This is a genomic window from Bradyrhizobium diazoefficiens USDA 110 (genome assembly GCF_000011365.1).
Classification (GTDB): Bacteria; Pseudomonadota; Alphaproteobacteria; order Rhizobiales; family Xanthobacteraceae; genus Bradyrhizobium; species Bradyrhizobium diazoefficiens.
On the sequence record NC_004463.1, the window covers coordinates 7055644 to 7076266 of the forward strand.

Sequence of the window (20623 nt, forward strand, 5' to 3'; positions counted from 1 at the left end):
ACTTTGAGCCGAGGCAACTGCTTGGGCCAGGTCATACCGTGAGGTGCGCGAGAATCTGCCGCCGATCGAGCTCGGACGCCGCCGCGCTCAAGACGATTTCTCCGTGGTCCATGATCACGATCCGGTCGGCCACTCGATCGACTAATGTCAGGTTCTGTTCAACGACTAGAAACGACGCCCCGGCTTCCTTCTGCGCGAGCATGAGTTCTGCCATGCGAACGACGTTCTCGAACTGAACCCCCTCGGTCGGCTCGTCGATGATCGCCATCGCCGATCCCTCCGAGAGGCCCCGCACAAAGGACAGCAGCTTCTTCTCGCCGCCGGAGAGCGTTCCGGCGTGCTGGCCGCGGCGTTCGGAGAGTCGCGGAAAGGCGCGAAAATAGGGCTCGAACTCGTCGAGCCGGCGATCGGTGCGCATCAGCGACAGGTTTTCTGCAACCGTGAGGTCATCGAATACCACCCTCTCCTGCGGGCAATAGGTCAGCCCCTGCGTCAGGTTCTCCGACGGTCGCTTCCCTGTGATCTCAACGCCTGCGAGCCGCACTCCTCCGCTCATTGGGCGGAGGAAGCCGCACGAAAGCTTTGCAAGGGTCGATTTTCCAACGCCGTTGCGACCAAGCAGACACACCACCTCTCCCCGACCGATCGAAATACTGACATCGCGGACGACCCGCCCAGACCCATACCCGCCGGAGATGTTCTGGATCTCGAAATAGCCGCCTGTCACCGGGAGCCTCCCACGTAGACCGCGCGAACCTCCGGATTGCGCTGCACCTCCTCGACACTGCCGTCCGCAAGAAAGCGGCCTTGATGCAGCACGACCACGCGGTTAGCGAGGCGGCGTACGAGTTCCATGTCGTGCTCGATGATGATGATGCGCAGGTTGAGTTCGCCTCGCGCCCATTGGATCGCGTCGATCACTGCTGCGGTCTCTTCGTGCGACAACCCCGCGCAGGGCTCATCCAGCAGCAACATGCGCGGCTCGGTGATCAGCGCCATGGTGAGTTCGAGAATTTGACGCTCGCCATGGGAGAGAGCAGATGCCGGCCTTGTTCCGTCATTCAGGAATTGGAAGCGCCCCCGCATCTCTTCGAGCAGCGGCGAGGTCCATCCAAACAGACCGAGCCGAAGCAGGTCGAACCCACACCAACGCCCGGCCCAGAGTGCTACCGCCAGGTTTTCGTCGATCGTCAACTTCGGAAACACTGATGGCGTCTGGAACTTGCGGGCGACTCCCTTATTTGCAACGATCGCCGGCTCCGGCCGCAGCACGACCGCTCCGTCGATGACGATACGGCCACCTCGCCTCGGCAGCATGCCGGTCATGACGTTGAGCGTCGAGGTCTTGCCGGCACCGTTCGGGCCGATAACGCAGAGCACGGCTTCCTCGCCGGTGCGCACCGACAGGCCATCGAGAATGGTCACATCCCCGACGCGCACACGTACATCCTCAAATGCGACAGACAAAGACGTTGAAATGCGCGGTTTTTCGGGCGCTGTCGATCGGGCTCGTACGGAAGTCCTCGCGGATGAGAATCTCCGCAATGGCGCCAACATGGTCATGAGTCCGCCAGGAAGACGAAGCACGACGACGATGAAGAACAAGGCAATCCCAATCTCCCACCAAGGGAAGCGGTCACGCAACTCGGCCGACAGAACACCGACGACGACGGCGCCAATCACGGGCCCGAGCACGGTGGCACGTCCGCCGACGGCAGCAAAAATCACCAGATCACCAGAGAAGGCAAAGCCTGCAAGATCGGGCGTCACGAGGTTTTGTTGAGGAGCATAAAGAGCTCCCGCAAGTCCGGCGAGACCGGACGCTACCGCAAACGCTACTGCCTTGATGACTGCAACGTCATAACCGAGAAAGGCGAGCCGCCGTTCGTTGTCGGCGGCTGCCCGCCATAACACCCCAATTGGCGCATGCACGAGGTAATCCACGGCGGCGATGCTCAACCCCAAGAGAATGGCAATGAGATAGTAGAGGTCGAGAAAGCCATCCAGGCCGGGCAGGCCCGGAATATTGCGAAGCCCATTGAATCCCCCCGTGACGCTGCTCCAGCCGTTCGCCACCTGAAATGCCGCCAGCGTCAAGGCGAGCGTCATCAATGAGAATGACGGGCCCTGCTCAAACCGCCCTCGAAACACCAGAGCAGCGAATGCAAAGGCAAGAACAGCGACGAGAACGCAAGCGGCAGGCAGCGCGAGATAAGCGATCGGCGACGAGCCGAGAGCGAGCAGCCCATGTGCCGTGACGTAGGCGGCGATCGCGACAAACATTCCCTGCCCGAGCGGCAGGATTCCAGCCTGCCCCCAAGCGAGACCAACCCCCAAGGCGGCCAGGCCGTAAATGAAATAGAGCCCGAGCTGATAGGCCCAGAACTCGCCCATGAATGGCGGAATGAGGAGCAGGAACGCCAGTATCAGGACGTTACGGACGAGGAAATAGGCCACGGGGTCGCTGCCAGAGGAAGAGGATGGAGATGAGGAGCATCGCAAGATAGGCCGAGGTCGGGCTGACGGCGGCCGATAGAACGCTTTGCAGACCACCGATGATAGTCGCGCCAGCGAACAGGCCCGATACCGTTCCCATTCCGCCGACCACCAGCGCGAAGAATGAGTTCACGATGAAAGTGAGCCCCATGAATGGTTCGACCGGCGTGAGCGGCGCGACCATGACGCCGGCGACACCTGCCAATGCGGTGCCCGTGACGAAGGTGTTTCGCGCGAGTTCACGCGTTTGGATACCGACCGCCTCCGCAAGCACGGGATTGCCGACCATGGCACGGATCCGAGCCCCGGTCGGAGCGCGGCGGTACCAGATGAACAGGCCGGCAAGTACCAAGGCGGCGACCGCCATCAGCACCAATCGGTACGCTGGATAGGATTCACCAAAGAGGCTCAACGAACCACCGATTGGTATCTCGACGCTGCGATAACCGCGGCCAAACGCAAGCTCGACGCACTTGCGAAGCAGCAGTCCCAGCCCCCAGGTCGCCAGGAGCGTCTCGAACGGTTCGTAGTGCAATGGCCTTATCAGGCATCGCTCCACGACAAAGCCGATGGCCCCACAAACCAGCGCCGCGGCCGGCACTGCGAGCAAATATGGAAGGCCTGCCCTTTGCACCACGTAGGCGGCATACGCGCCTATCATGATGAACTCGCCATGCGCGATGTTCAGGACGTTCAACAAGCCCATCACGACGGCCAGGCCGAGGACCAAGATCGCAAGGATCAGTGCTTCGTAGATGACGTTGAGTCCTTGCGTGAAGAGCAAAGCTTCCATTCTCAGCGACCTCTTCAGGTACAGGACTGCTGTGTCGGTACAGCTGCAAACTTGTCGATCACAGTGAACTTCGTTCCCTCGCAACGAGCCAAGAAAATGTTCTTCGCGGTGTGACGATGCGTCATGGTCATCGACCCGCTCGGGGTCTCGAACTGCACACCCTCGGCAGCCGCGGCGAACTCCTTGGCCGCGAGCGATTTCGACTTGGTCGTCACGGCAGCGGCGAACACAAAGGCATCAAAAAGGCCCTTGGAGATCGTGCACTGCTGCGGCGCCTTATCGCCATACTTCTTGGTCAGCTCGCCAATGAAGGCCTTGTTTTCCGGAAGATCGAGATCCGCGAAATAGCCGAGGCTTGAATAGAGGTTCTTGCTGGCATCCTTCCCGATTCCGATCAGCGTATTCTCCTCGAGCAGGCACGACAGGCGAACGATATCGTCCGACAAATTGAAGTCGGCGAAGGTGCGGTTGAAATTGACATTGTCACCGCCGACCAAAGTTTGCAGCACGATAGCGGGCTTCGCAGACTTGATCTTGGCCACCGTGTTCTCGAACTTGTTCGGCGCGCCAAGCGGATAATAGTCCTCCGCGACGACGGTGCCACCGAGATCCGCAATGTATTTCTTTGCCTTGTCATTGGTCGTGCGTGCCCAGACGTAGTCGTTGCCGACAAGGTAGAAGGTCTTCCCCTTGGCGAGTTCGACCATTTTCGGAAGCGTCTTCTGCAGCTCCTGTTCGGGTACCTCGCCCAGGAAGTAAACGTTGGACGAGCAGTCATCGCCCTCGAACACGGGCGTGTAAACGTAGGGTATTTTGCCCTTGACGACGTTCTCCACGCCCTGCCGGACAGCGCTGTCGTGCGACCCGAAGATCATCTCGACCTTGTCGCTCAGCATCAATTTGACAGCGCTCTTGGCCACCTCGGCAGGCGGAGCACCCGCGTCGGCGAAGACGATTTCGACTTGACGCCCAAGAATGCCGCCCTTGGCATTGATGGTCGCAGCGCCCAGCTCTGCCGCTGCGCGTTGCGCAGGACCGAACAAGGCGGCTGGCCCGGAGTCGGCGACGAGAACGCCGATCTTGAGTGCATCCGCGGCCAGAGCCGGGCGAATGATTGCGGGCGCGCCGATCGCAAGGGCCGCTGCGCCGGCGGCGCGGACGAGGTCGCGACGAGTCATCTTGACTGATGTAGGCACTTTTTCCTCCAATGATGGCATAACGATATGTGCGATCGGGTCAGGGTGTTGGTGACGCCGGAAGCACCTGCTCCAGAGCGATAGCAAGCGAGAGCAGTTCTCGATCCCTGCCGGCGGGAGCGTCGAACTCAAGGCCAACCGGCAGGCCGGCCGAGGTCAGGCCGACAGGGAGGCTAATGCCGGGAAGGCCTGCGTTGCTTCCCGGGTCAGTATTACGGATGACTGTTGCAAAGGTCGGAACGGCCCGGCCATTGAGCGTCACGCTATCATTTTCGCCAATGAGTGGAGGCGGCAGCGGTGTCGTTGGAAAGACGATCGCATCGACCTTATTCTCAGCAAAACATGCTCGGTAGAGAGAGATCAGTTTCGGTCGATGGACATCTATGGCCTCCCGATAAGCCTCTACAGGAACTGCCGTTGCAGGGTTCAGCAAAGGAGCGAGACCAGCTTTGACATCAGGGCTGGCTACGTCCGCGACGATCTCGGCAAAGCGCGGAGCGATGCCTTCGTCCCGTAGATAGGCATCGAGGTCACGCTTAACTTCATAAAGCGCCACCGTGAACGAAACGGCCTTGTTGAGCGCGGCAACCTCGTGCAGATCGACCTCGATCAAGGTGATGCCAGCGCGCTTGAGCACGTCGAGATCAGCTTCGCACATACTGGCAGTCTCCCGCTCCAGGTCATCCCAGAAGAATGACCTGGGCACACCGATCCGAAGGTCCGAAAGCTGCTTCATTGGGACGGGATTGGCATCGCTCGTCACAGCAGCGTCGAGGGCTGCGAGGTCGACCGCATGTCGCGCCAGGGGCCCCGCGGTGTCGCGCGTTGACGAGATTGGAACGATGCCCGCCTGCGACCACCGCAACACCGTTGGCCGAAAGCCCGCCACCCCGCAGAAAGCGGCAGGAACGCGGACCGATCCGCCGGTGTCGGAGCCGATGCTGGCCGGAACCAGCCGCGCCCCCACGGCCGCACCAGAACCTCCGCTCGAGCCTCCCGGTATGTGGCGATCTCCAAATGGATTCCTGATGGCTCCGAACGCCGAGTTGTTTGAGCTGATTCCAAACGCCAACTCGTGCATTCCGGTTTTACCGAACGGAATCGCACCGGCAGCCTTCAGCGCTTTGACAACCGGCGCGTCCGTTCTGGGCCTGTGTGCGCGCAATCCGGGCGTACCGGCCGTCGTAGGCATGTCAGCAGTATTGATGTTGTCCTTGAATGCGATCGGCACTCCATGGAGCGATCCAAGCGCCTGGCCAGCCTGTCTCTGTTGATCGGCGCGCCGAGCTGCCGCCATGACTTGGTCGGCATCGAGCGTGACGAATGCATTCAGCCTGCTGAACGTCCTCGCACGCTCCAGCAGCGCGGAAGCAAGAGCCTCCGCGGTGACCTCGCCCGAGCGGATCGCGGCAGCGGCCTCCACCACGCCCAATTCGTGCAGATTTTTCATCGCCACCCCCAGAAATTGCTTCCAGGAGACGATTGATAGGAGGTCTGCGCCGGAGACGGTATCAACACAAATGTGGAGCCGCGCTGCAGCATGAGCCCAGCGCGACCGCGATTCGAAACAGTCAGAGACGGCTGCAGTTCAGCTGATCGGCTTCTCGCCTGCCACCAGGGCCGCAAGTTCGGCACGGTTGGCGCAGCAGCGCTTCCGCATCGCGTTGTTGATGTGCGTGCGCACGGTCGCAAAGCCGATATTGAGCAACCGCGAAATATCTCGATCCGTGCAGCCCCTCGCGACCAAGTTCGCGACGTCGCTTTCGCGCGCGGTCAAGTCCTCGTACCTATGCATGCCCCGCAACATCGCGCCGCGCAGGAACGGCTCAAGACCGGTAAGAAGGTCGATCTCGCGACTTTCGAAATCCGGGCGACCCGCCGCGCGCCAAATCCTGAAGTCACCGAGGTCGCGATCGCCGTCGAAGACATACATGTTGATGCCATGATGCAGGCCATCTCGTGCCAGGAAGTCGTTGTAGAACTCGGTACGGATCATATCGCGGCGAGACAACACCTCTTCAACGAACGATGCGCGACGGCGCAGGCGAAGCTTGGCAGTCATCGGGTCGTGGAACTGAAACCAGTCGTCGTAGCGCTTCAGATTCTGCGGATCCATGTTGAGCGAGACGCCGTGTTGGAAATTCGCGCTTTCCGACCGCCAGACATACGATGCGACGAAGTCGGCGCGCAGCAGCCGCAGCAGGTCCGGAAGGATTGATTGCCTCAGGTCGGCGCCCGGGTCCATGCGCTGAAGTCGCACGACGATGTCACCGAACAGCTTCAGGTCTTGCGAAACAATGTCGCGGACGCGGTTCATCGATCTTTCCCTCCTCCCGGCGACCGAAGCAATTTTCTTGCCATCATAGGCAGAGGCGGGGGTACCGATAAAGGGATTAATTCAGGACAGCCCAACCCGGCGTGCGTCCCAAGCTCGAAGCTACCCACTTTCTACTAACAGGACAGGTATCTAAACCATTGCATCACAAACCTCTTTAGCTGCTGTCGCAACTCGTTAGGGCTGTTGTCCGGACTTTCGGTCAGCGTTTACGGCTTCCTGTCGACGTCAGCCGCCTCAACTCGTCCAGCAGCTTCACCGCCGGAACGGCCAGAAGACCCCGCCGGCGGCGAAACGCCACCAGCTTTCGCCTCCCGTCGACCCCGGCGATCGAAAGGGGAGCAATGAGACCGGCGCGCCGCTCCGGCTCGAACATCGGCTCTGCCATCCAGCTGAGAAACCCGGAATCGACGACAAGACTCTTGAGCACCGTGATCGAGCGTGTTCTGACGATCACATCGGGCATGCCTAGGCCTTGCTCGGCGAACACACGCTCGACGTGCTGATGCGGTCCGGTGCCGGGCGGCGGGATCGTCCATTTCTCGTGGAGCGTATCGGCGAGCGTCAACTTTCGACGGCGCCTGAGAGGGTGCCCGGACGCAACGATCACGTGGCTCGTGTCCTCCCAGCAGCAATCACGAATTGCAACGATTTCGTCCGTGTCCGGCGCTTCGGCGCCCAAGGCAAGATCGATCTCGTGCTTCGACAAACTCGCTGCCAACAAGTCCCAGACGCCTTCAAAGACTTCAAAATGAAGCCCAGGCCATTTGGTCAAGGTACGCTCGATCGCGGGCGGTAGGATCGAACTCGCGATGCTCGCCACCGCCCCGACTCGAACGGTCCCCTTCGCCGCACCCCGCAGCGCCTGAATTTCCTCCAGCGCTTGCTTGGCCTCGACATGCAGCGAAGTCGCGTGCGGTAAGAAGGCCCTTCCGATATCTGTCAATTGCATGCCCTTGGAGTGGCGCTCGAACAGTTCGGCCCCAAGTTGCTGCTCCAGCCGTTTGATTGCCCGGCTCAGCGCGGGCTGTGTCATGTTCAACAGGGCAGCCGCCCGGCCAAGGCTCCCTGCCTTGACGATCGTGGTGAAGGTCATCAGCTGTTCGATGCTTAGGGCCATAACCAAGTGTAATGGCTTTTCCCCTTTTTTTCAATTCTTGGCAACGGCGTCCCTCCCCTAGTGTCCGAGCGACAAAAAACCGGGATGGGAACGATATGGCCACTGGGACGGATACGTTCGAACAACGACGCGTGACTGCGCCGACCGTGCGCGACGCCGTCGTCGATCTGCTGCGTCGTCTCAACATGACATCCGTCTTCGCCAACCCGGGATCGACGGAATTGCCGTTGTTCCGCAATTTCCCTGACGATTTCCGCTACGTTCTCGGACTCCAGGAGGCCGTTGTGGTCGGCATGGCCGACGGCTTTGCGCAGGCAACGCGCAACGCCGCCTTCGTCAACCTGCATTCGGCGGCCGGCGTCGGCAACGCGATGGGCAACATCTTCACCGCGTTCAAGAACCGGACGCCCCTCGTCATCACGGCCGGCCAGCAGGCCCGCTCTATCCTGCCTTTTGATCCGTTTCTCGCTTCCAGAGAAGCTACAGAGCTTCCGAAGCCCTATGTGAAATGGAGCATCGAGCCGGCACGTGCCGAGGACGTTCCGCATGCCATCGCGCGCGCCTACTATATCGCGATGACGCAACCTTGCGGGCCCGTCCTGGTCTCGGTGCCCGTGGACGATTGGGATCGACCTGCCGAGTATTTGCCAACACGCACGGTCAGCCAGCAAGTCCGCCCCGATCCAGCCATCCTCGACCAGATCGGAAGCGCGCTCGATCGTTCCAAGCGGCCGGCCTTCGTCGTCGGAGCGGCCGCTGATCGCGACGGGGCCTTCAACGAGGTCCGTCAGCTCGCCGAAGCGCACAATGCGCGAGTCTTCACTGCGCCGATGTCCGGCCGCTGCAGCTTCCCCGAGGACCACCGATTGTTCGCCGGGTTCCTGCCGGCGATCCGCGAGAAGATCGTCCGGCTGCTCGACGGACACGATCTTGTCTTCGCGATCGGCGCGCCGGCGTTCTCGTATCATGTTGAGGGGTTCGGTCCGCATCTGCCAGATGGAGCCGAGCTGTTCCAGCTGACCGACGATCCCCAGACCGCGGCATGGACGCCGGAGGGAATGGCTGCGGTCGGCAGCGTGCGGCTCGGCCTCCTGGATCTTCTGGCGCGTGCGACGCCACCGATCCGCGTCACTCCTCCTGCTCGCACCATCGCGCGGCGAGTGGAGCCGACGACACCGCTCTCAACGGCCTTCGTGATGCAAACCATAGCGGACATGAAGCCCGCGGATGGCATCATCGTCGAGGAAGCGCCGGGCGCCAGGTCTGTGATGCAGGCGCACTTGCCCATCACGCAGAGCGAAGCCTTCTACACGATGGACAGCGGCGGCCTCGGTTACGGCATGCCGGCGGCTGTCGGTGTGGCCCTCGGAAAGCCGGGCCGCCCTGTGATTGCTCTGATGGGCGATGGCTCAAGCCTCTACTCGATCCAGGCAATCTGGAGCGCCGCACAACTTAGTCTGCCCGTCACCTTCGTCATTCTCAAGAACGGGCGTTACGCCGCATTGCAAGACTTCGCGCCCGTGTTCGGCTTCGGCTCGCAAGAGCACGTTCAAGGCACCGATCTTCCTGGACTCGATTTCGTCTCGATTGCGAGGGGCTTGGGCTGCTCCGCAATTCATGTCGAGACTGCCAAAGGCCTCCACGACGCTTTGGTCAAGGCATTTTCGTCCAAACGACCAACACTGGTCGAAGTCGAGGTCGAGGACAGAGACTTACAGAAATAGAACACAACGAGGGAGCAGACATGAACACGATTTCGATGTTGGTCGGCGGCGAGCAACGAGCGGCCACCGGTAACGCCACGTTCGAGCGCCTCAATCCGCTCGATGGCCAGATTGCAACGCGAGCACCGGCAGCCACAGCGGACGATGCGGTTGCAGCCGTGGAAGCAGCCGCAGCAGCCTTCCCGAGCTGGTCTGCCACAGGTCCCTCGGAGCGCCGTGCCCTTCTGACCAAGGCAGCGCACGCGCTGGAAGCCAAGGCCCCTGCATTTGCCGCGTCCATCGCTGCTGAAACCGGCGGTTCGGGGATCTGGGCCGGCTTCAACGTCCATCTCGCGGCCGGCATGCTGCTTGAAGCCGCGGCAATGACGACGCAGATCAGCGGCGAGATCATTCCCTCTGATGTGCCCGGCAGCTTTGCGATGGCGGTGCGGCAACCCGCCGGTGTGGTCCTGGGCATGGCACCCTGGAATGCACCGGTGATCCTCGGCGTACGAGCCATCGCGCTTCCGCTGGCTTGCGGAAACGCTGTCGTTCTGAAGGGGTCCGAATTGTGCCCCGCAACCCACGGGCTGATCGTCGAGGCGTTCAAGGAAGCCGGCTTTCCCAAGGGCGTCGTCAACTACGTCACCAACGCTCCGTCGGACGCAGGACCTGTCGTCGAAGCGATGATTGCGCATCCCACTGTGCGCCGGGTCAATTTCACGGGATCAACCCGCGTCGGAAAGATCATCGCCGCCACATGCGCGAAGTATCTCAAGCCGGCGGTCCTCGAACTCGGAGGCAAGGCGCCACTCGTCGTTCTTGATGATGCCGACATCGACTCCGCCGTGAACGCAGCGGCATTTGGTGCCTTTGCGAATTCGGGACAGATCTGCATGTCGACCGAACGAATCATTGTTGACGAGGCCATCGCAGACGAGTTTGTGCGCCGTCTCGCCGACAAGGCGTCCAAGCTGCCGCTTGGCGATCCGAGAAAGGGCCCTGTCGTTCTCGGCTCCGTCGTCGACATGACCACCGTCAAGCGCTGCAACGACCTCATCGAGGACGCACTCGCGAAAGGTGCGAAACTGCTCTGCGGCGGGAAAGCTGAAACCACGCTGATGCCGGCCACGCTGATTGATCACGTCTCATCCGCTATGCGTATCTACAGCGAGGAGTCGTTCGGACCGATCAAGCCCATCGTTCGGGTCAAGGGCGAGGACGCAGCGATCGCCTGCGCAAACGACAATGCCTACGGCTTGTCGTCTGCCGTGTTCACCAGGGATACGTCGAGAGGCATGCGCGTCGCCTCGCGCATTCAATCCGGGATCTGCCACATCAATGGCCCCACCGTGCATGACGAGGCCCAGATGCCATTCGGAGGGGTCAAGGACAGCGGGTACGGACGATTTGGCGGCAAGTCTGGAGTCGCAGAGTTCACAGACACCCGCTGGATGACCATTCAGACAAGCGAACGACATTATCCGTTCTGATCAGGCGCGAGCCCGATCTCAATCTCCAATGAAGTGACGCCGCTTCCCTCAGCATTGCTGGGGAGGCACGGCGAAGCTCGTCCAGAGGCAGCGCAGGATGTCAGACCAACAGCTAGAGCGCCATGGAATCGCATTCTCGGCTCCGGCGCGAAGGGACCCCTGTTCGGCGGTAGTCCTTTCGGAACCCGATCGGACGCCACTCTGATCCAACACATCGATGCAAAACAACAGGGAGGGAAGTTGTGACAGAGTCGTACCCCATGGGCCCCTTGTCCACTCCGCACATCGCGGCAACCGGCTCCAGCCCAACTCGCCCCCCTGGTGAGGTGAACGGCAGCCGCGACGGCGCATATCCCTCCCTGGACATCGGGCAGCTCCTTGATAATGGCCCCTGGACCGCCCTTCAGAAAATCGTCGTCTTCATCGCCGCTCTGTCGATCATCATGGACGGGTTCGATGGACAGCTGATCGGCTTCGCCGTGCCAGTTCTGATCAAGGAATGGGGCGTTACGCGCGGCGACTTTGCTCCCGCCCTTGCCGCCGGGCTGGTCGGAATGGGAATTGGGAGCGCCTTCGCTGGCCTCCTCGCTGACCGGTTCGGACGACGCGGTGCCGTGATCGTCAGCGTGATGGTTTTCGGGCTGGCAACCTTCTGCATCGGCTTCGCAGCCAACCTCTGGCATATCGGCGCACTGCGATTTATTGCGGGACTCGGCATTGGCGGCGCCTTGCCGAGCTCCACCACCGTTGCGGCGGAATTCACACCTGAGCGTCGGCGGACGCTCGCCATTACCGCGACCATCGTCTGCGTCCCGCTTGGAGGCATGCTCGCCGGCCTGTTCGCCGGCATGGTCCTGCCGAATCTCGGTTGGAGAGCCCTGTTCTTTCTTGGCGGGGCTCTGGCCGTACTGCTCGGATTCATTATGCTGTTTATTCTTCCGGAGACGCCCCGCTTTCTGGTGCGCCGGCCGGCGCGTTGGGCTGAGCTGCGCCGGCTCGTCGGGCGCATGTCGCGACCGGTTACAGCCGATATTGTCTTCACAGATTTGGGCGAGCAAGGATCGACAAACGCGAGGGCTTTCTTGCATTGTTCGAGAAGGGCCGGGCCCGCGACACGATCGCGCTCTGGTGCGCCTTCTTTCTCAACTTGCTTGCCGTATATAGCGCCTTCACGTGGCTGCCGACGATGCTGACGTCCGAAGGGCTGGACGTCGCGATCGCGGGGTCCGGTTTGACGGCCTACAACTTCGGAGGCGTGCTCGGCGCATTGACATGCGCCATGGCCATCACCCGGTATGGCTCCCGTTGGCCGCTGCTGCTGTGCAGCTTCCTCGGCGCCGCCACCGCGCTTTACCTGACCCGCGTGAACATCGCTCTGGAGGCAAGCATTCTGATAGCGGGGTTCGGTGTGCAGGGCTTCTTCGCCAATGCGGTGCAGTCGACCATGTATGCCGTGTGCGCGTATGTCTACCCGACCTCAGTCCGGGCCACGGGCACGGCCTCCGCCCTCGCCTTTGGCCGGCTTGGAGCCATTCTCAGTGCCTTTGCAGGTGCAACGGTGATCACGGTCGGCGGAAAGGACGGCTATCTCCTGATGCTGGGCGTCGCCATGATCGGTCTCACCCTCTCACTCGCTGTCGTTGGTCGCCACATCCCCGCGCGCAAAACATGACCAGAGGCGGCGGCAGCCGCTCGACACATTCGGAACATTCCGAGAGGAACACTCAATGCGAACACAAGTAGGTATTGTCGGAGCTGGTCCAGCGGGGCTCCTGCTCTCTCATATGTTGTATCTAAGCGGCATCGAGTCGATCATCATTGAAAGCCGGTCGCAGGCCGAGATCGAGCAGACGATCCGGGCCGGCGTGCTCGAGCAGTCGACCGTAGATCTGATGACCGAGATTGGCGCCGGAGATCGCATGAAGCGCGAGGGTTTCGTGCATGGGGGCTTCGAGTTGCGTTTCGCCGGCCACGGACATCGCATCGATCTTCAGAACTTGGCGAATGGCCGCACGATCACCGTTTACCCGCAGCACGAAGTTCTGAAAGACCTGATCGCGCTTCGCTTGCGTACGGGCGGCCAGATTCATTTCGAGGCCAAAGCAACCAGCATCGACGGCCTCACCTCTGATCAGCCTGTCGTCCGATTCATCACCAAGCAAGGCGAGACGCGCGAATTGTCCTGCGACTTCGTCGCCGGGTGTGACGGCGGTTACGGTGCAAGTCGCGCCGCCATACCGGAAGATTTGGTCCGCCGCGACTATTTCCGTGTTTACCCATTCGGTTGGTTCGGGATCCTGGCCAAGGCGCCCCCGTCATCTGAAGAGCTGATCTACGCTCACCACGACCGCGGGTTTGCTCTGATCTCGACGAGATCTCCGAACATACAGCGCATGTACTTCCAGTGCGCCCCCACCGACAGCGTCGATAACTGGTCCGATGATCGGATCTGGAACGAATTGCAGACACGAGTGGGCGGAGACGGATTCGAGCTCAAGACAGGCCCGATCTTTCAGAAGGGGATCATCCCCCTTCGCTCCTTCGTCTGCGAGCCGATGCAACATGGGCGATTATTCCTTGCGGGCGACGCAGCCCACTCCGTCCCCCCGACCGGCGCCAAGGGCTTGAACTTGGCCGCGGCCGACGTGTACGTCCTTGCCCGAGCGTTGGCCTCGTACTACGCCAAACGGTCAACTACGCTCTTGGATGCCTATTCGAGCACAGCACTTCGCCGCGTGTGGCGCGCCCAGCACTTCTCATGGTGGATGACGTCGATGCTACACTGGTTCCACGAGGGCACCGAATTCGACTTGAAGCGCCAACTCGCGGAGCTTGAGCTCGTAACCTCGTCCAAGGCGGCCGCGACAACTCTCGCCGAAAACTATGTAGGCATGCCGTTGGCATGAAGCCCCGCAATCGACGATCTGACAACGCGATCTAGCATTGAGATTCGGCACGACTAACGGACCAAGGCGCATGAAATCGCAGCTTGGCGTACAAGATCGAGCAAATGGCAGAGAGAGTGTCAGTCAATCCCTTTTGAAAGATAAAGCATTTTCGACATTCCTAGGCCAAAACCCACCGTTCGAGCTACGGCCCGAAATGGAATTTCGCCGCCGGTAAAAGCCCGCTCAAAGTCCTTTTGCGCCGCGGGGTCTCTTTGCATGTCGCTCACTCTTCCATGGAGGCCCAATTTGTTTGTGTGAGCGCATTCCTGAACAGCGTCGCGACCGAGCCGTCGTCGGTGAAGCCAAGCTCGCGCTCGTCGGCGACGTCCAGTTCAGGGAAGCGGCCGAATGTCGCCTCGATGCGGACATCCGGACGATACTGAACGAGCGACGCTTGTTCCGCTCCGCAGGTCTCAGCAAACCCTTTGACGACCTCTTCTATGGTGAGATGCAGCGCCGGAAGCTGAACTGCACCGCAATGGGCGATCGCACCGGCGTGGATGAGGTTGTTCACCGCCTGGGCGACGGACAGCCACCACATGGTGGCGCTCGGCGATACCGGACAGCAATAGGGCTCGCCGGCTGCGAGCGCTTGCAGGAGTTCGCTCATGAAGGCGGAACCAAAACCGCTCGCCGGTCCCGGTCGGGCTACGATGCCGGGCAGCCGCACCGAAATGCCCGACATCTCGCCCCGCCTGCTGTGGTCGGCCAGGGCGATCTCGACCATGCGCTTGTGCGCGCCGTAGGAGATCGCCGGACGCGGCGGCGTTCGCGAACCGACAGGACCGGAGCTCGGGCCGTAGACCGCGATGCTGCTGGCATAGACCACGCGAGGGCAGCAAGACGTCGCCGCCAGTCGCTCCAGCAGATCGAGCGAAGCGTCGAGATTGACGCGACGTCCGAGCCGCGGATCGGCTTCCGCAAGCGCTCCCGGGACACTCGAGAGATGAAAGACAAGATTGAATTCGTCGCGAAAGATCTCGTCCATGATGGCACAATCGTCGACCCCGCCGCAAATCCAGCGTACGCGATCTGCTGCAGTCCAAGTCGGCCGCTCGGCGAGGTCGATTGCGACGATCTCGGGCGCAGCGGGGTTGCCCATCAGCGACTTCAACAACGCGCTGCCGATGAATCCCCCGGCTCCGGTCACCAGAATCCGCATCGATCTACATGCTGCCGCGATCAGACGAGCGAGACGGGGCCACGGACTCATGACGCTCGTCCGCGCGGACGACCTTCTGATCGATCCGACCAAACGGTCCGTCCCGCCCGTCGGCGAAGCGTGCCTGCATGGATACGCGATCGCCGAATTTCAGGAATGGCGTCCTGGCCGCGCCATGGTCGACCATTTCGATGGCCCGCACCTCCGCAAGGCAGCTCGAGCCCACTGAGCGATCGGCGTTCGATACGGTTCCCGATCCGATGATCGTTCCGGCCGTGAGACGGCGCGTTTTCGCGGCATGGGCGATGAGATCGGCAAAGCTGAACGCCATTTCGCGGCCCGAGGCCGCGCCGATCCGCTCCCCGTTGCGCCAAATGCCAAGCTGCATGTCGACGCGTTCATCACGCCAGGCGTCGCCGAGTTCGTCCGGCGTCACAGCGATTGGCGCGAAACTCGTAGAAGGTTTGGCCTGGAGGAAACCAAATCCGGTTCGCACCTCGCGCGCGCCGATGTTGCGCAGGCTCCAATCGTTGATCTGTACCAGTAGCCGGATGCGCATGCAGCAGTCCGTGGCCGGCGTCGCCATCACCACCTCGTCGACGATCACTCCGAACTCGCCCTCGAAATCGATTCCGTCCACCTCAGTCACAAAGGGCACGTCGGCCTGCGGCCCGAGAAGATCGTCACTCGCGCCTTGGTACATCACCGGGATCGTCTCGAAATCCGGAATCGGTGGCTTGTCGAAGGCAAGGTCCATCAGCCGCCCGTGATTGAGGAATGCCGATCCATCGCACCATTGCGGTGCGCGCGGCAGCGGAGCGAGGCAGCGCGCCGGATCGAACGGCATGGCATCATCCGCGCGGCCGTCATCCAGCCGTTCGTTGAGGGCGCGCAGGGGCACCTCCACCGATTGCCAGCGACGGAGCGCCGTCAGGAGATTCGGCGCGATCGCGCGCGCATCGGCCGCTTGCTGAAGATCCCTTGAGACGACGACCAGTTGGCCGTCCATCGTTCCGTCGTCATAGGTTGCAAGTTTCACGAGCCAGCCCTCGACGGCTTGACTTCGTCGCTGAATTGTCCATCGACAAGCATGAACAGCATTCGGCACGGCTTGCCGCTTCGGTTGGCCCACGCATGGTTCGTGCCCCGCTGGATCACGACGTCGCCGGCTTTCAGGTTCGCTTCGCTCTTGTCGAGCACCAGCGTGATCTCCCCTGAGATGACGATGCCATAGTCGACGGTTTCGGTGCGATGCATCAACGGATGCGGCGAGTCGGGCCGAACGGTCGATGCGTGGACGTCGCCAACCTGGCTGAACGCTTCCTTCATCCGCGCTGCGCCGTGCTTGAGGAAGTCCTCAGTGTCGGGCGGGATATCGACGAAGCGGATGCGGGTGCCGTGCGTCGGTGGCGGCAGGCGCAAGGCGCCGATCGTCGGGTCAGGTCCATTGTCGATGGAAACAGGCGTTGCAGCCGTGCTCCACACCTCGTGAAAGATCGTCCCCGGAATTGCGGCGAGTTCGACCACCGTCGGCAGAGCGTCATCGGTTGCGATCACGGCGTCCCCATGCGCATCGTGACCTGTCACGACACGGCGAATTGGTGCAAGCGACATTGTCATTCCTCAATTCTCTTCGGGATCAGGCGACTTCGAGGGATTGCGGGCCTGCGACTCCTGCGCTCGTGGCAAACACTCTCGAGAACAGCAGGACCGCGACGGACGAGATGGCGATCGCACCAAGCCCCAGCGCCTGATAGCCGAATGACTGAACCAGCGTGCCGCCGAGGATCGGGCCGACCGCGGCTCCGATCATCAGCATGGCCGGCGTCCCCGCAAGCGCGCGCGCCGTCGGATCGAGCCGCGACAGCAGGCCGAAGGCGAAGGTGTGCGTGAAGATCATCACGGCAGCGAACAGCGCCGTTGGGATCGCATAGACAACAAAGCCACTGCCGAAGGTGATCGCCACCGCGATGACCGCCTGGCAGACCGGCCCCGCGAGTACCACCGTTCTCGCCGAGACTTTCCGTTCCAGGACAGCCGCGAGCGGCGCCGGCAGGAGATTGACCAGGCCGAGCGCGATCAGTACGCCGGTGATCGCCTCCGTGCCGAAACCCCTGTCGATCCCGATGCGCTCGATGAAGCTGAACATCATCGCCTGGGTCAGCGCCATGCAGCTCACCCCGGCGACGCCAAACCACACAGCTCGGGGGAGATGACTGACGTCGGCGATCAGGCTCTCGTCACGAACGACAGCCGCAGGAAACGAAATCGCGGCAACAATCGCGGCGGCCGCCATGACAGCCGAAAACACCGCGAACAGGGCGTGCCCCCCGAACGCGGCGATCAGATTCGGCGTCGCGCCGAGGAACACGATCGCGAAGACGCCCAGCGCCATGCCGACGATCGCAAACAGGCGATGCGGATTGCCGCTACGCGCGATCGTCCCATGCGTGAAGCTGAGCCCGCAGGCAGCCGCAGCGCCCGCGAGCGCATGCAGCACGGCAAGCGTCGGGAAATCCGCGACCCAGGCCGCGGCGAAGAAGGCCAGCGCCGCGAGCGCGAAGCCGCCGATTACTGCCAGCCGCGCGTTCATCCGGTTGAAGCGCGGTGCAAAGAACAGGCTGCTGAGCACCGCGCCGATCAGGAACAGCGTAGCAAGCCCGCCCGCCTGCTGAGGCGAGAACTTGTACTGCGCGATCAGGGCGCCGACCCAGACCGGCAAGGCGACGAGGTCAACCATGCCGGCGCAGTGCGCCATCATTAGTGGAAGACGGCCTGACCAGCTTTCCGTTGTCGATTGCATTCCCATTCCCCCTTCATTTGTGATTCGTCTTTCGGCGCGACGGCAGCGAGACGAGAGGCTGCGAGCGCCTCTCCGCAATTCAGATCGGCTGCGTCAGGGCCATGACGGATTCCCGCATGATCCTCGCATGCTCGGCCTTGTCGCCGTTCTCCATCTCGATCCGACAGAGCCTCTCGGAATTTTCGATGACCATGCGGCAACGCTCCCAGCGCCGTGCATGGAAACCGTCGAACGCGTCTTGCAGGGTTGCTGCCTTCGCCAGCTCTTCCGCAAGAATAATGCCGCTCTCGATGCCGATGCCGGCGCCGGACGCCAGATGCGGCGTTGTCGCCGCGACCGTATCGCCGATCAGGATGACGCGCCCGCGATTCCACGGTGCCGGCACGAGAAGGTTGGCGAGCGGTCGATAGTCGATCGCGGCCTCGGCGGCGAAAACGTGGGGAATGAGCGACTGGACTATCGGATCAGGAAACGACTTCAGCATGGACGTCACCAGATCGGGGAAGGTGGCCGGATCGAGATTTGTCTTTTCCGGCCGCGCCTCGGTGATGAACATGTACAAGTGCGTCTGACTGACTGGATTGACGCCGACCTTGACGGTGCCTCCGAGCCACATCCGCGGGCGCACGATCTCTGCCGGTCGCGGCAGAACCGTGCGCCAGACGCCCTGTCCGATATATTGCGGCGGCTTGACCTCCGGAAAGAAACGTTCGCGCGTTTTCGAGTGGACGCCGTCGGCGGCGACGACGAGGTCGTAGGTATCGGTCGTCCCGTCGGTGAACGCGACGGTGACCTGATCGCCCGTCTGCTCGATCGCCGTGTAGGTACACCCGACACGAACCGAGACGTCGCTTCCACGGGTGGCATCGGCGAGAATTCGTCCCAGTTCCGGCCGCATGATCCCGCCACCGCCGGGAACGTCCGAGCCTGCGACTTTAGGCGTCGGGATCTCGCCGATCTTTTGCCCGGTGGGGGTGAACAGATCGACGCCGCTGGAGGTAAACCCGCGCCTTGCGAATTCGTCGAAGACTCCGATCGTCTCGAGCGCGCGCAAAGTCGGACCATTCACGGTGATGCCGGCTCCTTCAGGACGCCAGTTGGGATCAATCTCGACGAGATCGACGTCTATACCGGCCTTGCGCATCTGGATGGCCGCAGCCATGCCGGAAAATCCGCCGCCGATTATCAATACCTTACGAACCACCGCCAAGGTGTCCCTCCTCTCGAAACTCGCGCCTTTTCGGCTGTCTTATTCTTCTTTCACCAAGAGCTCACCGCGCAGATCGATGATGATCGGCACAGCGGTCAATCTTTTACCCACGCACGGGCCCTGCACGCACATCCCGCTGTCCGGCAGAAATTCCGCCCCATGCGCATGGCAGACGATACGCGAGCCATCGGCATTCAAGTAAGCGTCCTTGCGCCAGGCCATCGGCGCGCCATCGACATGCGGGCACGCGTTACGCCAGGCCTGCAGGACGCCGCCCCACCGAACGACGAACATCGTGTCCTCGCCGCAGTCGTGCGGATCGAATCCGCGCGATTGACCCTCGCCGATCTCGTCGGCTCGGCCTATCCGGAGAAACCCTGCAATCTTTACCTCAGACGTAGTCACCATTTTCGTGGATCCCTGGACCAGGAGCCCATTTCTTTCGCATCTTCAAAAGGAACGTCTGGGACGCATCTGCAGACAGCGCGGCTTCGCGCGGCGTCCAGTTGGCGTCGTGCATATCCATGTCAGCATCCATCTCGATGTGGCAGGCAAACGGACTGTTGAAGTACCAGAACCAGTTCGAGCCTAGGATGTGACGACCAGGTCCCCAGAACGCCTGGTAGCCCTTTTCCGCGAAGCGGTAACCGTTGGTGATCATCTCCGACGGGCCGCCGAAATGGAACGTGAAGTGCTCGACGCCGTGCATATGCGGCGGCGCCGCAATCAGGAAGTGGGTGTGATGGTCGAGCGACCCCGCCGGTTGCAGAAACGGACCGGTTGAGGTGAAGCGATCCGTGCAGCGAAAGCCCAGCCGATTGACGTAGAAGGCCTCCGCCTTCAGCACGTCGGGAACGAAATACACCACGTGCGACAGCGAGCGCGGGCGGATCACCGTACCGGGCGGCGGCACGCCGAGGCTGTTGACGGGACGGAAGACCACGCCACCCGGTGCATTGGAAATTTCGCTCGGCAGCGCGAAAGGCCGGCGCACGGTCACGCGAAAGCCGATGACGAAATTCGAATCATCGATCGATTCGATCGAGCCGTCAGGCAGCACCCGGACTTCGCGATCCCGGCGCAATTCCGCGGCAATCGCCTGCAGCGTCGCGCCGTCGGCGACGCCCATCATGGTCTTGCGCAGGCGGCAGCCCGGCGCAGGCGGCGCGGGCAGCCTCGGATTGTCCTCGCGTGCGATCACGACCGATGTGCCGTCAATCGCCTCGAACCGTCCGCCGGCCTCCGAGACGTCGACGGGCGTCAGCCCATAGTCGGTGAGGAAGCGTGCGGTACCGGGCACGTCATCCACGCCGAAGATCAAACTGTCCAAACCAACGATTTTCATTCTTCCTCTCCGGAAATGC

The 20623-nt window shown here is 61.9% G+C and carries 19 protein-coding genes; 5 read left to right on the forward strand and 14 right to left on the reverse strand.

Annotation, left to right across the window (positions count from 1 at the left end):
• Positions 1 to 31 precede the first annotated feature (31 nt).
• From BJA_RS32450 to BJA_RS32480, 7 genes are all read right to left on the reverse strand, one after another.
• On the reverse strand, positions 32 to 727 hold the full coding sequence (locus BJA_RS32450; RefSeq protein WP_011089149.1) for an ATP-binding cassette domain-containing protein: 696 nt from the start codon (positions 725 to 727) through the stop codon (positions 32 to 34).
• Positions 724 to 2457: a branched-chain amino acid ABC transporter ATP-binding protein/permease gene (locus tag BJA_RS32455; RefSeq protein WP_011089150.1), complete on the reverse strand. Its 1734-nt coding sequence runs from the start codon at positions 2455 to 2457 to the stop codon at positions 724 to 726. The genes BJA_RS32450 and BJA_RS32455 overlap by 4 nt, the downstream gene beginning before the upstream one ends.
• Positions 2435 to 3289 carry a branched-chain amino acid ABC transporter permease gene (locus BJA_RS32460; protein WP_011089151.1) on the reverse strand — a complete coding sequence of 285 codons (855 nt, stop codon included), beginning with the start codon at positions 3287 to 3289 and terminating at the stop codon, positions 2435 to 2437. Before BJA_RS32460 ends, BJA_RS32455 begins: the two co-directional genes overlap by 23 nt.
• A gap of 14 nt (positions 3290 to 3303) precedes the next feature.
• Positions 3304 to 4572: a substrate-binding domain-containing protein gene (locus BJA_RS32465; RefSeq protein ID WP_236842113.1), complete on the reverse strand. Its 1269-nt coding sequence runs from the start codon at positions 4570 to 4572 to the stop codon at positions 3304 to 3306.
• Positions 4526 to 5935, reverse strand: a complete 1410-nt coding sequence (gene iaaH, locus BJA_RS32470; protein ID WP_063921522.1) for an indoleacetamide hydrolase — start codon at positions 5933 to 5935, stop codon at positions 4526 to 4528. Before iaaH ends, BJA_RS32465 begins: the two co-directional genes overlap by 47 nt.
• 138 nt (positions 5936 to 6073) lie before the next feature.
• Positions 6074 to 6802, reverse strand: coding sequence for a helix-turn-helix transcriptional regulator (locus BJA_RS32475; protein WP_011089154.1), 729 nt, complete (start codon positions 6800 to 6802; stop codon positions 6074 to 6076).
• A gap of 220 nt (positions 6803 to 7022) precedes the next feature.
• Entirely contained in the window at positions 7023 to 7916 is an 894-nt protein-coding gene (locus BJA_RS32480; protein ID WP_197535733.1) for a LysR family transcriptional regulator, read from the reverse strand.
• Between the two features lie 35 nt (positions 7917 to 7951).
• Here BJA_RS32480 and mdlC point away from each other — a divergent pair, with 35 nt between their 5' ends.
• From mdlC to BJA_RS32500, 5 genes are all read left to right on the forward strand, one after another.
• Entirely contained in the window at positions 7952 to 9664 is a 1713-nt protein-coding gene (gene mdlC, locus BJA_RS32485) for a benzoylformate decarboxylase (protein WP_236842114.1), read from the forward strand.
• A 20-nt stretch (positions 9665 to 9684) separates the two neighbouring features.
• Positions 9685 to 11136 carry an aldehyde dehydrogenase gene (locus BJA_RS32490; protein ID WP_011089157.1) on the forward strand — a complete coding sequence of 484 codons (1452 nt, stop codon included), beginning with the start codon at positions 9685 to 9687 and terminating at the stop codon, positions 11134 to 11136.
• A 260-nt stretch (positions 11137 to 11396) separates the two neighbouring features.
• Complete coding sequence (locus BJA_RS32495; RefSeq protein ID WP_236842115.1) at positions 11397 to 12329, forward strand: MFS transporter; 933 nt, start codon at positions 11397 to 11399, stop codon at positions 12327 to 12329.
• Positions 12284 to 12808 carry an MFS transporter gene (locus BJA_RS43300; RefSeq protein WP_082901095.1) on the forward strand — a complete coding sequence of 175 codons (525 nt, stop codon included), beginning with the start codon at positions 12284 to 12286 and terminating at the stop codon, positions 12806 to 12808. Before BJA_RS32495 ends, BJA_RS43300 begins: the two co-directional genes overlap by 46 nt.
• 55 nt (positions 12809 to 12863) lie before the next feature.
• Positions 12864 to 14042, forward strand: coding sequence for a 4-hydroxybenzoate 3-monooxygenase (locus BJA_RS32500; RefSeq protein WP_011089160.1), 1179 nt, complete (start codon positions 12864 to 12866; stop codon positions 14040 to 14042).
• A 265-nt stretch (positions 14043 to 14307) separates the two neighbouring features.
• On the opposite strand, the gene BJA_RS32505 is transcribed toward BJA_RS32500, so the two are convergent.
• From BJA_RS32505 to BJA_RS32535, 7 genes are all read right to left on the reverse strand, one after another.
• Positions 14308 to 15246, reverse strand: a complete 939-nt coding sequence (locus BJA_RS32505; RefSeq protein ID WP_011089161.1) for an NAD-dependent epimerase/dehydratase family protein — start codon at positions 15244 to 15246, stop codon at positions 14308 to 14310.
• 4 nt (positions 15247 to 15250) lie between these two features.
• Entirely contained in the window at positions 15251 to 16285 is a 1035-nt protein-coding gene (locus BJA_RS32510) for a fumarylacetoacetate hydrolase family protein (protein ID WP_011089162.1), read from the reverse strand.
• Positions 16282 to 16860, reverse strand: coding sequence for a cupin domain-containing protein (locus BJA_RS32515; protein WP_063921523.1), 579 nt, complete (start codon positions 16858 to 16860; stop codon positions 16282 to 16284). The genes BJA_RS32510 and BJA_RS32515 overlap by 4 nt, the downstream gene beginning before the upstream one ends.
• A gap of 25 nt (positions 16861 to 16885) precedes the next feature.
• Positions 16886 to 18049, reverse strand: a complete 1164-nt coding sequence (locus BJA_RS32520; protein ID WP_063921524.1) for an MFS transporter — start codon at positions 18047 to 18049, stop codon at positions 16886 to 16888.
• 79 nt (positions 18050 to 18128) lie between these two features.
• A complete protein-coding gene (locus BJA_RS32525) occupies positions 18129 to 19259 on the reverse strand; it encodes an FAD-dependent oxidoreductase (RefSeq protein WP_063921525.1) in 1131 nt (376 codons plus the stop codon).
• Positions 19260 to 19298: 39 nt separating this feature from the next.
• The gene (locus BJA_RS32530) at positions 19299 to 19667 is read right to left on the reverse strand and encodes a Rieske (2Fe-2S) protein (RefSeq protein ID WP_011089166.1); all 369 of its coding nucleotides are present in this window, start codon (positions 19665 to 19667) and stop codon (positions 19299 to 19301) included.
• Positions 19651 to 20604: a VOC family protein gene (locus BJA_RS32535; RefSeq protein ID WP_011089167.1), complete on the reverse strand. Its 954-nt coding sequence runs from the start codon at positions 20602 to 20604 to the stop codon at positions 19651 to 19653. The genes BJA_RS32530 and BJA_RS32535 overlap by 17 nt, the downstream gene beginning before the upstream one ends.
• Positions 20605 to 20623: the final 19 nt, after the last annotated feature.

Coding starts and splice junctions, on each gene's coding strand:
- BJA_RS32460 (WP_011089151.1), bottom strand. CDS start 3,289: ATGGAAGCTTTGCTCTTCACGCAAGGACTCAACGTCATCTACGAAGCA.
- iaaH (WP_063921522.1), bottom strand. CDS start 5,935: ATGAAAAATCTGCACGAATTGGGCGTGGTGGAGGCCGCTGCCGCGATC.
- BJA_RS32475 (WP_011089154.1), bottom strand. CDS start 6,802: ATGAACCGCGTCCGCGACATTGTTTCGCAAGACCTGAAGCTGTTCGGT.
- BJA_RS32480 (WP_197535733.1), bottom strand. CDS start 7,916: ATGACCTTCACCACGATCGTCAAGGCAGGGAGCCTTGGCCGGGCGGCT.
- mdlC (WP_236842114.1), top strand. CDS start 7,952: ATGGCTTTTCCCCTTTTTTTCAATTCTTGGCAACGGCGTCCCTCCCCT.
- BJA_RS32490 (WP_011089157.1), top strand. CDS start 9,685: ATGAACACGATTTCGATGTTGGTCGGCGGCGAGCAACGAGCGGCCACC.
- BJA_RS32495 (WP_236842115.1), top strand. CDS start 11,397: ATGGGCCCCTTGTCCACTCCGCACATCGCGGCAACCGGCTCCAGCCCA.
- BJA_RS32500 (WP_011089160.1), top strand. CDS start 12,864: ATGCGAACACAAGTAGGTATTGTCGGAGCTGGTCCAGCGGGGCTCCTG.
- BJA_RS32505 (WP_011089161.1), bottom strand. CDS start 15,246: ATGCGGATTCTGGTGACCGGAGCCGGGGGATTCATCGGCAGCGCGTTG.
- BJA_RS32515 (WP_063921523.1), bottom strand. CDS start 16,860: ATGTCGCTTGCACCAATTCGCCGTGTCGTGACAGGTCACGATGCGCAT.
- BJA_RS32520 (WP_063921524.1), bottom strand. CDS start 18,049: ATGCAATCGACAACGGAAAGCTGGTCAGGCCGTCTTCCACTAATGATG.
- BJA_RS32530 (WP_011089166.1), bottom strand. CDS start 19,667: ATGGTGACTACGTCTGAGGTAAAGATTGCAGGGTTTCTCCGGATAGGC.
- BJA_RS32535 (WP_011089167.1), bottom strand. CDS start 20,604: ATGAAAATCGTTGGTTTGGACAGTTTGATCTTCGGCGTGGATGACGTG.